The sequence below is a fragment of the Bartonella sp. M0192 genome (genome assembly GCF_016102305.1).
GTDB classification, from domain to species: domain Bacteria; phylum Pseudomonadota; class Alphaproteobacteria; order Rhizobiales; family Rhizobiaceae; genus Bartonella; species Bartonella apihabitans.
The window spans coordinates 606,056-620,442 of sequence record NZ_JACFOU010000001.1 but is presented as its reverse complement, the minus strand read 5'-3'; the positions used below and the strand labels follow the sequence as shown (position 1 = coordinate 620,442).

Below are 14,387 nucleotides of genomic sequence, written 5' to 3'. Positions count from 1 at the left end.
AGATTGAAAACAATAGTTGCTTAATCGGATGGAACAGCCGCACCCTCCTGTTTCGGGTGATTTTGTAACGGTTGAATCCTGATCCGTTTAATGCGGCGTTTATCGGCCTCCAGAATACGGAACTGGTAACCGGGTACGGCTTCTATAACTTCACCTTTCGCCGGTATCCGGTCTAGAGTCGAAACGATGAGCCCGCCAATTGTATCAACGTCATCTCCGTGTTCGCCAATTTTGAACCCTGGTCCCAACGCTTTTCCGACCTCATCAAGATCAGCGCTCGCATCCACAAGCCATCTATTTTCTGCTTCTTTGATAATGGACATGTCGACATCGTCGTGTTCGTCTTCGATATCACCTACAACCAGTTCGACAATATCTTCCATAGAAGCGAGACCGTCTGTTCCTCCATATTCATCGATAATCAACGCCATTTGCGTTCGCGTTGCCTGCATACGCGTCAACAATTGTCCGGCCAACATGGATCCCGGAACAAAAAGAACGCTTCGTATCAGTTCAAGATTACCGACAGCTTGTGAAAAATCAATTTTGGAAAAATTGAGAACCCCTTCTTTTTCCCCGTTTTGCGCTTTCCTTGTGATGTAATTCAAGACATCACGGATATGCAGCATCCCGCGAGGATCATCGAGGCTTTCCGAATAGACCGGCATACGCGAATGGCCCGATTTTTCAAATTCTATCAGTGCTTCAGCCAAAGTTGTCGAAATATCAAGTGCTTCGATTTCGGAACGGGGAATCATAACATCTTCGACGCGCGTTTCCCGAAGACGCAAAATATTATTGAGCATAAGGCGCTCTTCAGGCGAAAAAAGAGCGTTTGTTTCGCCTTCTCCCTCGGAAAGGGCATCTGTCAGATCTTCACGCAAAGTCGAATTGTTACGCGAGCGCAAAAAAGAAAAGAGATTGGCAAATAAAGACTTCTTTTCACCTGATTGCGACCGTGAAGAGTTTTGCCCTGTTGATGACCTACCGGACTCTTCGTCAATTGAACTATCTGTTTTTTCCGTCATGGCTTCTTAAAATTACAATATGCGAAGTAAATTGTGTCAGTTTTCTTGTTATTAAACTAGGACATATATTTCTCTAATATATGTATAGACGCATAATAGCAACACTTGGCTTTATTTAATCATAGATAAGGATCCGAAATACCAAGAGAGGCTAAAATTTTTCTCTCCAGCGTTTCCATCTGCTCTGCTTCTTCATCATTCTGGTGATCATACCCCATCAAATGAAGGAGACCGTGAACAACAAGATGGCTCAGATGATCGTCAAAGCTCTTGTGTTCTTCCGCCGCCTCACGTGCAACCGTTTCACGCGCAATGACAATATCACCCAAAATCTCTCCGGGCTCTTGTCCGGGTTGAAGAGCAAAAGCCGGAAATGACAAAACATTGGTGGGCTTGTCAATGTGGCGCCATTTCCCGTTTATTTCGCGGATATCGGCATCATTGGTAAAAACAAGGCTCAGTTCGCTATCAATCTTGTCAAAGCCGAGCTCCTGCAATGTCGCTTGCAATACACTGTCAACGAGCCGTCTTAAAGTCTCCTCGTTTTGCCAGCCTTCAGCATTGATTGCCATGTCATAATGCACTGTCATTTTTCCAGGTTCTTTGCTATATTATTATCTTGAGCACGATTTTTCGAGTGCAGACGGGCGTCCTGATCATAGGCAGTAACAATAGCTGTTACCAATGGATGTCGCACAACATCTGCCTCGGTAAAATGCACCGTCACAATATCGTCAATACTGCCAAGAATGCGCATCGCTTCGGTAAGCCCCGATTTTTGTCCGAAAGGCAAATCGATCTGGCTAGGGTCGCCTGTCACGATCATACGTGACCCTTCCCCAAGACGGGTCAAAAACATTTTCATCTGCATTGATGTTGTATTTTGTGCCTCGTCGAGAATAACGGCAGAGTGGGCAAGTGTCCGACCACGCATAAAAGCAAGCGGAGCGATTTCGATAATATCTGCCGCCATGGCACGTTCGATTTTTTCGGCCGGCATCATGTCATAAAGTGCATCATAAAGAGGACGCAGGTAAGGATCGACTTTTTCCTTCATATCACCGGGCAAAAAGCCCAATCTTTCACCGGCTTCAACGGCAGGACGTGACAAGATGATACGCTCTACAAGTCCACGCTCGAGCAACATTGCCGCGTGTGCCACTGCAAGATAGGTTTTTCCTGTACCCGCCGGACCAACGCCGAAAACAAGCTCGGCACGTTGTAACGCCCGCATATAGGCATCCTGCATTGGTGTGCGTGCATAAATTGTTTTTTTACGCGTTGATATATGGGCTGGCGTCACTTTCCGCGAACTATTTTCAGACTTTTCCCGATCGGCTTTCTCGTTCACAGAAGAGGCGATTGCTATTGCACCATCCACATCCGACAAACCCGGTTGCAAACCGGTTTTTGCAAGTTCATAAAGCTGGTCGAGAGACCGGCGGGCAATTTCGATATCCTGCCTGTCTCCCCGGATTGATACTTCATTTCCCTGTGCACGGATATCCAGACCCAGTTTTTGTTCGATGCGGGCAAGGTTTTCGTCAAATTGGCCAAAAACAATATTTGCCTGCTGGTTATCCTCGAAAACCAGGACAATATGATCTGTATCGGATGCGCCTTTTTTAACAGAAGCATCGTCGACACCACTTTTATCGGGCTCTTTCGCTCGCCCGTTTTTAACTGTCTTGACCGTCTTTTTTGTTTCGGTTGAATTCTTCAACCTTGTCTCCTGAAAAAATATATTTGGGTAAGAATATATAAAATTATAGTGAAAAGGAAACCTGCTTTATTCACGTTACCTCATCCGCCACCGAACCCGCCATGAAATCCCGCCGAACTTGAAAAAAATATTCAATTGACTGCACGGCCAAGGAGACTGTTGGATGATGCGTCTGTTACATCAACCGCGATAATTTCGCCAATTTTTGCATTTGTTGAAACAGCAACAGGCAGCAACCAGGGCGAGCGACCGACCATCTGCCCTTCATGGCGACCAACTTTCTCAACGAGGACTTCAATCCGCTGACCGATTTTCGATTGCAAGAATTGATGTTGTTGATCGAGAATAAGGGCTTGTAAGCGCTGAAGGCGCTCGTCTTTTACTTTCTCCTCTATATGGCCTTTCATTGTTGCCCCGGGTGTTCCCGGACGTGGCGAATATTTGAATGAATAGGCAGAGCTATATCCTACTTCTTGAACAAGCTTCATCGTCGCTTCGAAATCTTCGTCGGTTTCTCCGGGAAAGCCGACAATGAAATCGCCTGAAAATGCAATATCGGGACGTGCTTTACGAATGCGATCAATAAGACGCAGATAATCATCCGCTTTATGTTGACGATTCATCGCTTTGAGGATCCGGTCGGAGCCTGATTGAACCGGAAGGTGAAGATAAGGCATCAACATTCCAAGATTTTTGTGAGCAGCTATAAGACTGTCGTCCATATCCCTCGGGTGGCTTGTTGTATAGCGGAGACGTTTAAGCCCATCAATTTTGGCAAGCTGATAAAGAAGGTCTCCGAGATGCAAAACATCTCCGTCTGCCGAAACGCCGTGCCAGGCGTTGACATTTTGTCCAAGCAAGGTGATTTCTTTTACCCCGGCGTCGACAAGTTCACGTGCCTCGCTCATGATCTGGTCTAGCGGACGAGAAACTTCCGACCCGCGCGTGTAGGGAACCACGCAGAATGTACAAAATTTGTCACAGCCTTCCTGAACCGTCAAAAATGCAGTAACCCCTCGCTTCTGGACAGCCCGCCGATTATGGTGTGGAAGATGGGCAAATTTATCTTCCACTGCATATTCGGTTTCAACAACCTTTTGTCCTTCATGGACCTTGCGCAACAATTCAGGCAACCGGTGGTAAGTTTGCGGCCCTACAACCAGATCGACTGTTGGTGCACGGCGCAAAATTTCGGCCCCTTCGGCTTGAGCAACACAACCTGTTACACCTATTGTTAATGGCCGCGAAGGATCCCTTTCTTCGCGCATAACTCTTAAACGACCGAGATCGGAATAAAGTTTTTCAGCCGCTTTTTCACGGATATGACATGTATTGAGCAATATAAGATCAGCATCGTCGGGAGTTTCTGTTGCCACATACCCCTCACTGTCAAGACTGTCGCCCATGCGTTCACTATCATAAACATTCATCTGACAGCCATAAGTCTTGATAAAGACCTTGCGGCTATTGCCGATTTTTTTGTTTGCTTCGCTCATAGGATATTTTTATCCGGTTTTCTGGTAAATCTCAATCTTTTTGCTGAATGGTTCTACGCATGATCAAGGCATCACTATGACCTTTGTCTGTTTTGTAATAACCGGGTCTACGACCAACTTCATAGAAACCAAAACCTTTATAGAGTGCAAGTGCCGCGCTATTGTTTTCATCAACCTCCAGAAAAAGCACTTTCGCCCGCTGCTGATAGAGATAGCGGAAAACTGCATCCAAAAGCTTTTTTCCCAAGCCTTTTTGGCGAAATCGGGGATGAACGGCAATAGTAATAATTTCTGCCTCGTCGATAACCAACCGGCAGAGGACAAAACCCAAAACCTTTCCGGGCTTGCCCTTGGGGCTCACGATAAAACCTGAAATTTGCGGATCAGCCAAAAATGACGCAAAAACTGTTTCATCCCACGCATGATAAAATGACTGTTTGTGTATATCATGCAAAATATCACTATCATCTGATGTAATCGAAGTGACAATATATTCCGGTTTTGAAAAAAGTCCTGACCTCATTCCTTTTTCCTTGGCACGGAAAAACTCATTTGCGGTTTTGCATCTGCCTCGCGCAAGTAAAGCGGTTTCGGTGAACCGTCGGACGGTTTGTTTTGCGACAATTTTGCAAAGCTTGCCACATCCGGAGCATCAAGAAAATAAACAGAACTTTCTTTGACCCCAGCCAAATGCGCTATAGTTTTGGAAAAGGGGCCTGCAAGAATTGCCTTCTCATCAAGCCCAGCAACAACCTCTTCGCAATTTTGCACTATAGCAGGGGAAAGAGGCTGAAAATTTTCATCAAAATCCTGCCGATACACCATGTTGCGGCCGGCATCTATCAAAGCAATAATATGACTTTTTGGAAAATGTCCATGTGCTTCAAAACCGATTGCTTCAAGTGAACTTACACCAATTGCGGGCTTTACAAGTGCCAGAGCGAGGCCTCTTGCCGTTGCCACACCAATGCGCACGCCTGTGAACGACCCCGGACCGATATTGACGGCAATACGGTCGATAGATGACAACTCTATTTTTGCTAGACTGCACGCCTCGATGATTTGCCCGATCAACTTTTCGGCGTGCCCTTTACCGATTTTTTCGCTTACGCGCGCAACAACCCTGCCGTCTTGCATCAATGCAACGGCGCAATTTAAAGAAGCTGTATCTATGGCAAGCGTAATCATTTTCTGTCTATTAGACCATTGTTCACCGAAACAAAAGAACCGATAACCTTAAATCAATAGGTTTTGAACTTTTCTTGGCTGATAGATCAAAATGATCAAAAATTTTTTTTCAAAACGGGAACGAAATATGGCAAAAATCAACAAAAATTGCCGGGCGATATTTCACAAATTTTATTTTCGAAGAGCTTGTATTTTTGTTTAGAACAAAAGCATCGGACTTGGAACAAAAATGTCAGCCAAAAATATATATGCAATGAACAATTCGAGGTGTGACTTTAGAAAAGGTTATCGTTTTTAGAATGTTATGCATTTTATATAAAATTTCGTATTGATTTTTAATTCTTTATAAAAATAACTTTCAAGTGATTTTAATAATTATAATTTTCAGAATTATATGAATATTATTTATTTATATAAATTGTTTTGTGTTTAAAATTCATCAAAAAATTACGTCCTATTTGGATATTTTAAATGATAAAATTCCAAATTTTTTTACGGATCATCAATGAAACCTTGTTTTTCGGTCAATCAATAATTATATATCATTCATAATAATTTTCTATATTAGATATAATATATCTTATATATAATAGCTATTTCCCATTTTATCAATCGGCAAAATTTTTTAGAATTAAAATAATTAAAAAATATAAGTTCATTATAATTTTTTATGAAACATCCATAAGTTTAGGTTATACGATTTATAATGGTAAAATATTTCAAAAATTAACTTATTTATTGTATATATTTTCTGTTGGATTATTTTTTATAAGGTGTATTCTATAAAGGCATCACCGCACTACCACTGGAACAGCTTGACACTGGTAGAAATTCCAAGCGGAACTTTCAGGCGTTTGGTGCGTTATATAGATACGCGAATTAATTCAAGCGGAGATTATTATGGTTAAAACACACAAAACTCGTAACGATATGCCTTCAAATACAAAAACAACAGCCATTGCGTTGTTGAACAAGAACCTCGCAACGCTTATCGATTTGGCACTCGTTACAAAACAGGCCCACTGGAATTTGAAGGGGTCCAACTTTATTGGTGTCCACGAAATGTTGGACGGCTTTAGAGATGCAATTGACGAACATGTCGATATTATTGCCGAACGCGTTGCCCAATTGGGTGGAACTGCTTTGGGTACCGTTCAAGCAGTTGCCGGTACGTCCAAGCTCAAAGCTTACCCGACAGATATTTATAAAGTGCATGATCATCTCTTGGCCTTGATCGAACGTTATGGCGATGCTGCCAACGATATGCGCAAAGCAATTGACGAAGCAGATGACGCAGGGGATGCAGACACTGCCGATATCTTTACCGCAGCATCACGTGAACTTGATAAGAGCTTGTGGTTCCTTGAATCACATGTTCAGGAAGCTTAATTTCATTCTGCCAAAAGAATGGAAATTCAGGATTCAAAGGAAGCAACCGCTGTTGCTTCCTTTTTATATCCTCGACTGATAACTATTTATTCAAGGCCTTGACTGATAACCTCCCTTTTCCTACAATTTGGATCAGAACCGCATATTAAAATTGTTGTGTTTTTGCTAAACCAATAGTCATTCATTACGCGGAAAACTAAACTTGTCAGGCTTGAGACCGTCTCATTCTGACAAATACTCATGAACCTTAATTGATAACGCGTCCGTTTATTTTGAGATATTTTCGGAAGACCGAAAATTGTTTATCTCAATTCAACATTAAAAATTAGAGGGTTAAGTGGTTCGAGAAATCGACGCGCGACCGATATTTTTAATTATCCCGCGCGGCTGCACAAAAAATCCTTTAGCAAAAAGTTCAAAAATCCATATTGCTTTAAAATGATATTTTTCGGCATTGGTAACATCAAGGAGAAAACCGATGCGAAGGCAAAGGTGCTGCTCTTGCCCGTTCGTGAATAATATTGCTCTCTTATCAGCCGCTTGAAACAGCTTGAAAAAAATATAGTCGGTTTGGCGATTGTAAATTCCGTCTCCCCAAAAACCGATGTCTGTTATCTTAGAAGACGATAGTTTTTGCTGTTGTTTTTCATAAGAATGAACAGGTCCTAGCCATGCCAAACCTATTTTCCGCTGTTGATCTTAAGCTCGAAATCATCTTCGCCCTCGAAAGAAATACCTTTTTCATCAATAGCGTGCTACCTCTCGGTCAAGTCAGGCTCGTGGTGGGCTGAAGATTGTCCGGTCTTATTTTATTAACAGCCATTTCTTAAACATTTGGGTAGGGGTGGCCGGTGAGCACATTTTTGAAAAGCCCTCATGTTCGGGCCGATCATTTTCCTTCTCTGATGGGATGGGCAAGTTTATTGGCACAAAGCCCCCACATTTCCGGATAGTCGATGCATGGCGGACTTTTCCGGACACTCTGTGATGGTGGTCTTTTCCGGACAGTCTGTGCAATAGCCACCCTCTTCAAACATCGTTGTGCATTACGTTCCGACATCTCATTAAACGTCAATTGGTCTATTTGCAGTGGATTTTCGCATTGGTGTTAGGTGCGCGGGCGGACAGCTACACGGTCTTATGGCGACTCTTTATCCGGAATTATAATAGCGTGCGAAAATCGGGTTTATGGCGATGTTTAAAATAGGCTTTAGCTAAACGTCCGGCCATTGAGCGCAGTTTACTAAAAACACGAAAAAAGCCCCGCTTGGTAGCGGGGCTTTCAACTGCTTTATATTACAAAATCGTATTATTGTGCAGGTGCTGCCGGTGTAGCAGGAGCAGCTTCTTCTGTCGCAGGTGCAGCTTCTGTTGAAGGTGCAACCGGACTACCACCCGGAACCTGATCAATAATATCAGGCTGAACAATACGGCCCGAACCGCCCATCATATTGTAGTTCAGGTGAGAAATCGCCCACCATGTACCACCGAGAACGATGAATACGCAGAGCGCACCAAACCACATTGAGCCGACCATCCACTTCGCATCCGGACCTTCGTTGAGGTGGAGGAAGAAAACGATCTGGACGAATATCTGAATGAGAGCCATGCCAATGAGGTATATAACCTTGGTGCTGACTGCCCAGTTATCAAGCATTCCTTGCATAACAGGAATGAATGAAGCGAGGGTCAATATAACAGCCAGAATGAATCCGACCATGTATTTGCCGGTTGTTACACCGTGTGCTTCTTCATGTTCGCTCATTATAGTGCTCCCAAAAGATAGACGGCTGTGAAGACACCAACCCAGATAATGTCAAGGAAGTGCCAGAAGATAGAAAGACACGACAAACGAGTCTTGTTATCTTTATCCAAACCGTGACGGCCAAGATGCAAGAACATCAATACCATCCAGATCAAGCCGGTCGTAACGTGAATACCGTGTGTGCCAACCAGCATGAAGAATGACGACCAATAAGCCGACAGAACTTCTTTACCGAATGTGCGAACACCGGTTTCAGGATCAACACCCGCATAAGCATTCGGATCAAAGAAGAAAACATTTTCCTTCCCGAAGAGAAGCTCATGGAATTCATTCAATTCCATTCCAATGAATGCGAGGCCAAGAATGAAAGTAATAGCAAGCCAGGTTTTTACCCCGCCGATATTACCATTACGAACCTGCACCATTGCCATGCCATAAGTGATTGACGAGAACAACAGCAAAGCTGTTTCGCAAAGCACGTAATTGAGGCTGATGAAATCCTTACCGGCAGGTCCGCCGCCGTAAGCGGAGGCGAACACTGCAAATGTAGCGAACAGAGTTGCGAAGATGATCAGGTCGGAAAGGATATAAACCCAGAACCCGAAGACCATTGTCGAACTACCGTCGTGGTGGTTTTCCGCGTGAGCGGTTGTTACTGCTGTAGCGCTCATGCTTTTACTCCTTGTGCTTTAAGAACAGCGCTGAATTCGTCTTCAGTCTTCTGTACTTCTTCAGCCGAGATGTAATAGCCTGCATGGTTTCCATTAAGCGAATGAAGCAGAATGGTCAAAATGAAGCCAACGAACGTAATTACAGCCAGCCACCAGATGTGCCATACGAGAGAGAAGCCAAGTACCAACATCAACATGCCGGAAATAAAGCCTGCAATCGTGTTGGAAGGCATATGGATCTTCTCGAAGCCCGAAGTTTTACGATGCTCACCGCGTTGTTTCATATCCCAATAGGCATCGTCTGCTTGAACGACCGGGACTGTAGCAAAGTTGTAAGCAGGAGGCGGGCAAGAGATTGACCATTCCAGAGTACGGGCATCGCCCCACGGATCGTTCTGTGTGATCGGCAATTTGCCTCTATGCTTGATGCCATACCAGATGGCAATCAATACCTGCAGAACAAAGCACAGGATACCAAGAAGGATGATAAATGCGCCGATCGCTGCTGTGATGAACAAAGGCTGCCAGCTTGGTTCGACATAGTGCTGCAAACGACGTGTTGCCCCCATCAAACCAACTGCGTAGATCGGGAAGAATGCTACGTAGAAGCCGATGAACCAGCACCAGAACGAAGCAATACCCAATGCGCGGTTCGGCTTGACACCGAAAGCTTTCGGGAACCAGAACGCCAATGCACCGAGGTAAGCAAACACAACACCACCAAGAATTGTGTGGTGGAAGTGGGCAACCAGGAACAAGGAGTTGTGGAACTGCCAGTCCGAAGGAACGATCGAAAGCAGAACACCAGTAAGACCACCACCAACAAAGGTGAACATCATACCCATGCACCACAACATCGGAGGTTCGAAACGGATGCGTCCCTTATACATTGTGAAGAGCCAGTTGAAGACCTTAACACCGGTCGGAATAGCAATAATCATGGTTGCAGTACCGAAGAAGGTATTAACGGCTTCGCCGCCACCCATTGTGAAGAAGTGGTGTCCCCAGACGATGATCGACAGGATCAAGATAACAAGGACGGCCCAAACCATCGAGGTGTAACCGAAAAGGCGTTTTGACGAGAATGTCGGAACGATTTCGGAAATGATACCGAACGCAGGAACAACCAGAACGTAAACTTCCGGGTGACCGAAAATCCAAACGTAGTTGATCCAAACCATCGGGTTACCGCCGGCTGTATTGGTGAAGAAGTTCATATCAAGGTAACGATCACCGGCGAGCAGTGCATAAGCAACTGTTAACGGCGGATAAATGATAAGGATAAGAACGTTCGAAACCAATGCGCACCAGCAGAATACCGGCATCTTCCACATTGTCATTCCGGGAGCGCGACATTTGACGATAGTGGCAACAAAGTTGACAGCACCCATTGTTGTCGCAATACCGGATAGCTGTAGTGACCACAGATAATAGTCAACACCTGTGTCAGGGCTATTCAACAATTCCGAGAAAGGTGGATACATCAACCAACCACCACGGCCAAAGTTACCGATACCGAGTGAAATGTTGATCAGAATCGCACCGGCGCATGTAATCCAGAAGCCAAGGTTGTTGGCAAATGGAAAGGCCACATCGCGAGCACCAAGTTGCAGCGGCAGAACATAGTTCAAAATACCGAACAATAGCGGCGTTGCCATGAAGAAAATCATGATTGTGCCGTGTGCCGAGAAAATCTGGTCAAAGTGATCAGGCGGTAAATAACCCGCAGTCTCTGATCCAAGCGCGAACGCTTGGTGTGTACGCATCATGATAGCATCTGCAAAGCCACGGACAAGCATGACAATTGCGAGGACAATATACATAATGCCGACGCGCTTGTGATCAACAGATGTGATCCAATTGCGCCACAATATTCCCCACCAGCCGAGCAGCGTAATAGCGGCAAGAATAACGACGGCCAATGCAACTACAACAAGGCAGGTGTAAAGGACGATCGGCTCATTCGTTAGCGCGTGAAACGCTCCGGCTACAGGGTCTGTAAGTCTTCCAAACATTTTTCAACCCATATTAAATGAATTTCGGTTTGGAGGGGACGTTACCTTTCGAGAAGGTAGATGCCCCTTCCTCGATAATTTTATTTCTTCTGAACCACACCGGGATCAAATACGGAGCAGAGTTCACCCCACAGAGATTTCGCTGCAGCAAGTTTCATCTGATCTTCGTTACAAGTCGTGTCTTTATCTACGCAGCGGTTCACGATGCGATAGTATAGACCTTTTTCGACTTGCGAGAAATAGCGAACCTCAGCGTCTTTTTGCTTACCGGCAGTATCGCCCATTTTCGGCGAATAGGAAAGCTGACGATATCCAGCACGATCAAGCGTTTCTTTGCTTTCACGAGCTTTGGCAATCCAGTTATCAAAACTTGCTTGGTCAACAGAATTCCATTTGAAGTGCATCTCCGAGAAACCGTCGCCACTGTAATTGGCGGAAGAACCTTTGAATACACCTTGACGGTCAGCAATAAGATGCAACTTCGCATTCATTTGTGGCATTGCATACAACACTGTACCAAGACGCGGGACCCAGAAAGCGTTAACCGAATTTTCCGAAGTCAACTGCACGAGAACCTGACGGTTCTCGGGAGCATAGATCTCGTTGATCGAAGCTACGCCATATTGCGGATAGATAAACAACCATTTCCAATCAAGTGCGACTGCATCGATCTGGAGTGGTTCTTGCGCTCCAGCAACAGCTTTATCAATCGGCTTTGAGGGTTCCAGCTTATAAGTGAAATAAGCTGTCAAGCTACCCAAAATAATAATAACAAGAATCGGAATCCCCCACATGAAGGTTTCCACTTTTTTGGAGTGCCCCCAATCCGGCAGATATTCTGCTTGGGTGTTGGTAGCACGATATTTAATTGCGAAAGCGACAACGGCGATCATCACGGGAATGACAATACAAGCCATTACGATAACGCATGTAGTAATCAATATTAGCTCGTGGCGCGCCACATAGCCCGCCGGGTAAAGAACATCAAATTCACAACCCGACAAGAGCAAAGCGGATGTTAAGACGCCCAGCAGCCCTGTTAGTTTACCAAAGTTCTTCATTCCTACCTGCCTCTTTATATGCATTGCATATTATTGCACGAGGGTATTTCTATTCATTCGTCACGAAAAAGCGGACTTTTCCGCTTCTCCAACTTTCCCCGTCAGGCAGAATATTTGTCCCAAAAAGACATAGAAGCCCGACTTGGACTGACGTTGCCACAAAGACAATTGTGGCATCATCTAGGCAACGTCTTACTCTTTGGGTAAAAATTCGCAAGTATTTTGTCCCCCCCTGCGTCAATATTGCGCGGTTTTTCCGACGATTTTTGATTCACAAATCGTGCTGAACGATATATTCAACAGCAAACCGGTAACCATCACTTCCGCAGCCTGCAATAACAGCATCGGCTCTTTCCGATACAAAAGAATGGTGACGATAGGTTTCTCTTTTGTGGATGTTCGACAAATGAACTTCTACAACCACCCCTTCAAACATTTTCAATGCGTCGAGTATGGCAATTGAAGTATGGCTATAGGCCGCCGGATTAATGATTATTGCGACGCTTTCGCCGATTGCTGCCTGAATAAAGCCAACCAATTCGCCTTCGCAATTGCTCTGTAAAAAATCGACATCAAACCCGTGGGAACGAGCGCATTCCCGCGTCATATTTTCAATGTCTTTCAATGTTTCACGACCGTAGATTGCCGGTTCACGTCGTCCTAAAAAGTTCAGATTTGGTCCGTTGAGTACTGTAATCTTTTTTGCCATGGTCAGTATCCCCTCTATATTCGAACGAGTTTACTTAACGTCGGTGATATTTTCTTAAATTTTGGTAAACTGTCCACCGGATATCTCGAAAAATTCCGCACGCCCCTTCAATGCCGAAAAAAGCTCGCTATCGGTGCCGGTCATAAAAGTTTGGCCACCGAGCTTATCAAGGCTATCGAATAATATTGCCCGCCTTTTCTGGTCAAGATGGGCGGCCATCTCGTCAAGCAGAAGAATCGGTGTCATACCCGAAATTTCTGCTGTCAATCGGGCGTGTGAAAGAACGAGTCCGGTTAACAAGGCTTTTTGTTCTCCTGTGGAGCACAGCGCCGCCGGCATATTCTTTTTGGCATAAAAGACCAGGAGATCGCTTCTATGCGGCCCTTCAAGCGTTCGTCCGGCCGTGCGATCAAGCTCCCGCTTATCGCGGAGGCGTTGTTTATAGTCTTCTTCGACATCTACAGCCGATTGCCTCATCAATGAATGTTCAATAGTTCCCTCAAGATCAAGCAGTGGTACCGGAAATGTGTTTTCTGCATCGAAATTATCAATATTTGTAATGAGTCTCACGACATCCATACGCGCTGCCGCAATGGCAACAGCAAGTTCTGCCATTTGCGTTTCCAATGCATTGAACCAGTATTCGTCGCGATTTCCATCCACTAAAAGCCGGTTTCTGGCTCTCATTGCTTTTTCAAAATCCGACACGCGGCGAGCGTGCGCGGGATCAATTGCCAGAACCATGCGATCGAGAAAACGCCTTCGGTCACTTGCAGGACCGGTAAACAAACCGTCCATGGATGGAACAAGCCAGCTCACCCTGCAATATTCGGTGAGTCTCTCAGAAGCAGCACTTTCCCCATTAATTCGCACTTTGCGACCATTCGAGGCAGTGTCACTTGCCGTACCGATATTGACATTTCCATAAAGCGCCGAATGCAATTGGGCAAAAATGACAAATCCGTCCGCTCCCTTTTGGACAGGAGTTGCATCATCACCGGTTGGTGCATTTCCCAATCCGGTAGCATCGTTTTGAAGCCTCTGTTCAGCCTGCAATGAGCCGGTCGAATCCCGATCTTCCGACGCTATTTGTTCGACTGCACCGGATGGCTGACCGGCACGAATGACACTATCGTAAGTTGCCCGGCGCAAGCCTCGCCCTGGCGAAAGAAACGACAGGGCTTCCAGCAAATTGGTTTTACCGGCACCGTTATGTCCGGTGAAGATCACAATCCGGTCGGAAAAATCGGCAGAAAAATTTTGATAATTACGATAATTGGTCAGCTTGAGCTGCCGGATAAAAACTTTTGCAGCGCTTCTGCCTGGTTCATCTACCATTCGT

Annotated in this window: 14 protein-coding genes; 1 reads left to right on the top strand and 13 read right to left on the bottom strand. The window is 45.1% G+C overall.

Annotated features, from left to right (window positions below; translation table 11 throughout):
- Window positions 1-20 precede the first annotated feature (20 nt).
- The 6 genes from H3S82_RS02725 to tsaB all read right to left on the bottom strand — a co-directional run bounded on the left by H3S82_RS02725 (window position 21) and on the right by tsaB (window position 5,435).
- Complete coding sequence (locus H3S82_RS02725; protein WP_198232609.1) at window positions 21-1,028, bottom strand: hemolysin family protein; 1,008 nt, start codon at window positions 1,026-1,028, stop codon at window positions 21-23.
- Between the two features lie 119 nt (window positions 1,029-1,147).
- Window positions 1,148-1,618 (bottom strand): rRNA maturation RNase YbeY, encoded by a 471-nt coding sequence (gene ybeY, locus H3S82_RS02720; RefSeq protein ID WP_077970121.1) that lies wholly within the window; start codon window positions 1,616-1,618, stop codon window positions 1,148-1,150.
- Complete coding sequence (locus H3S82_RS02715) at window positions 1,615-2,751, bottom strand: PhoH family protein (protein ID WP_210326716.1); 1,137 nt, start codon at window positions 2,749-2,751, stop codon at window positions 1,615-1,617. The genes ybeY and H3S82_RS02715 overlap by 4 nt, the downstream gene beginning before the upstream one ends.
- A gap of 131 nt (window positions 2,752-2,882) precedes the next feature.
- The gene (gene miaB / locus H3S82_RS02710; RefSeq protein ID WP_198232608.1) at window positions 2,883-4,247 is read right to left on the bottom strand and encodes a tRNA (N6-isopentenyl adenosine(37)-C2)-methylthiotransferase MiaB; all 1,365 of its coding nucleotides are present in this window, start codon (window positions 4,245-4,247) and stop codon (window positions 2,883-2,885) included.
- 31 nt (window positions 4,248-4,278) lie between these two features.
- A complete protein-coding gene (gene rimI / locus H3S82_RS02705; RefSeq protein WP_198232607.1) occupies window positions 4,279-4,770 on the bottom strand; it encodes a ribosomal protein S18-alanine N-acetyltransferase in 492 nt (163 codons plus the stop codon).
- Entirely contained in the window at window positions 4,767-5,435 is a 669-nt protein-coding gene (tsaB, locus tag H3S82_RS02700; protein ID WP_198232606.1) for a tRNA (adenosine(37)-N6)-threonylcarbamoyltransferase complex dimerization subunit type 1 TsaB, read from the bottom strand. Before tsaB ends, rimI begins: the two co-directional genes overlap by 4 nt.
- Before the next feature lie 900 nt (window positions 5,436-6,335).
- Here tsaB and dps point away from each other — a divergent pair.
- Complete coding sequence (gene dps / locus H3S82_RS02695; RefSeq protein WP_077970111.1) at window positions 6,336-6,824, top strand: DNA starvation/stationary phase protection protein Dps; 489 nt, start codon at window positions 6,336-6,338, stop codon at window positions 6,822-6,824.
- 889 nt (window positions 6,825-7,713) lie between these two features.
- Here the strand turns inward: dps and H3S82_RS02690 are convergent.
- The 7 genes from H3S82_RS02690 to recF all read right to left on the bottom strand — a co-directional run bounded on the left by H3S82_RS02690 (window position 7,714) and on the right by recF (window position 14,383).
- Complete coding sequence (locus tag H3S82_RS02690; protein WP_198232605.1) at window positions 7,714-7,884, bottom strand: hypothetical protein; 171 nt, start codon at window positions 7,882-7,884, stop codon at window positions 7,714-7,716.
- Between the two features lie 249 nt (window positions 7,885-8,133).
- Window positions 8,134-8,589, bottom strand: coding sequence for a cytochrome o ubiquinol oxidase subunit IV (cyoD, locus tag H3S82_RS02685; protein WP_077970107.1), 456 nt, complete (start codon window positions 8,587-8,589; stop codon window positions 8,134-8,136).
- Window positions 8,589-9,260 carry a cytochrome (ubi)quinol oxidase subunit III gene (locus H3S82_RS02680; RefSeq protein ID WP_077970105.1) on the bottom strand — a complete coding sequence of 224 codons (672 nt, stop codon included), beginning with the start codon at window positions 9,258-9,260 and terminating at the stop codon, window positions 8,589-8,591. Before H3S82_RS02680 ends, cyoD begins: the two co-directional genes overlap by 1 nt.
- Entirely contained in the window at window positions 9,257-11,275 is a 2,019-nt protein-coding gene (cyoB, locus tag H3S82_RS02675; protein ID WP_078038939.1) for a cytochrome o ubiquinol oxidase subunit I, read from the bottom strand. The genes H3S82_RS02680 and cyoB overlap by 4 nt, the downstream gene beginning before the upstream one ends.
- 80 nt (window positions 11,276-11,355) lie before the next feature.
- Window positions 11,356-12,336, bottom strand: coding sequence for a ubiquinol oxidase subunit II (gene cyoA / locus H3S82_RS02670; protein WP_198232604.1), 981 nt, complete (start codon window positions 12,334-12,336; stop codon window positions 11,356-11,358).
- Between the two features lie 271 nt (window positions 12,337-12,607).
- On the bottom strand, window positions 12,608-13,045 hold the full coding sequence (gene aroQ / locus H3S82_RS02665) for a type II 3-dehydroquinate dehydratase (RefSeq protein WP_077970099.1): 438 nt from the start codon (window positions 13,043-13,045) through the stop codon (window positions 12,608-12,610).
- Window positions 13,046-13,099: 54 nt separating this feature from the next.
- Window positions 13,100-14,383, bottom strand: a complete 1,284-nt coding sequence (recF, locus tag H3S82_RS02660) for a DNA replication/repair protein RecF (RefSeq protein ID WP_198232603.1) — start codon at window positions 14,381-14,383, stop codon at window positions 13,100-13,102.
- Window positions 14,384-14,387: the final 4 nt, after the last annotated feature.

Bases quoted from the DNA above. Each gene is read 5' to 3' on its own strand.
- miaB (WP_198232608.1), bottom strand. From the start codon at position 4,247: ATGAGCGAAGCAAACAAAAAAATCGGCAATAGCCGCAAGGTCTTTATC.
- aroQ (WP_077970099.1), bottom strand. From the start codon at position 13,045: ATGGCAAAAAAGATTACAGTACTCAACGGACCAAATCTGAACTTTTTA.
- ybeY (WP_077970121.1), bottom strand. From the start codon at position 1,618: ATGACAGTGCATTATGACATGGCAATCAATGCTGAAGGCTGGCAAAAC.
- dps (WP_077970111.1), top strand. From the start codon at position 6,336: ATGGTTAAAACACACAAAACTCGTAACGATATGCCTTCAAATACAAAA.
- cyoA (WP_198232604.1), bottom strand. From the start codon at position 12,336: ATGAAGAACTTTGGTAAACTAACAGGGCTGCTGGGCGTCTTAACATCC.
- cyoB (WP_078038939.1), bottom strand. From the start codon at position 11,275: ATGTTTGGAAGACTTACAGACCCTGTAGCCGGAGCGTTTCACGCGCTA.
- H3S82_RS02725 (WP_198232609.1), bottom strand. From the start codon at position 1,028: ATGACGGAAAAAACAGATAGTTCAATTGACGAAGAGTCCGGTAGGTCA.
- cyoD (WP_077970107.1), bottom strand. From the start codon at position 8,589: ATGAGCGAACATGAAGAAGCACACGGTGTAACAACCGGCAAATACATG.
- recF (WP_198232603.1), bottom strand. From the start codon at position 14,383: ATGGTAGATGAACCAGGCAGAAGCGCTGCAAAAGTTTTTATCCGGCAG.
- H3S82_RS02690 (WP_198232605.1), bottom strand. From the start codon at position 7,884: ATGTCGGAACGTAATGCACAACGATGTTTGAAGAGGGTGGCTATTGCA.
- H3S82_RS02680 (WP_077970105.1), bottom strand. From the start codon at position 9,260: ATGAGCGCTACAGCAGTAACAACCGCTCACGCGGAAAACCACCACGAC.
- rimI (WP_198232607.1), bottom strand. From the start codon at position 4,770: ATGAGGTCAGGACTTTTTTCAAAACCGGAATATATTGTCACTTCGATT.
- tsaB (WP_198232606.1), bottom strand. From the start codon at position 5,435: ATGATTACGCTTGCCATAGATACAGCTTCTTTAAATTGCGCCGTTGCA.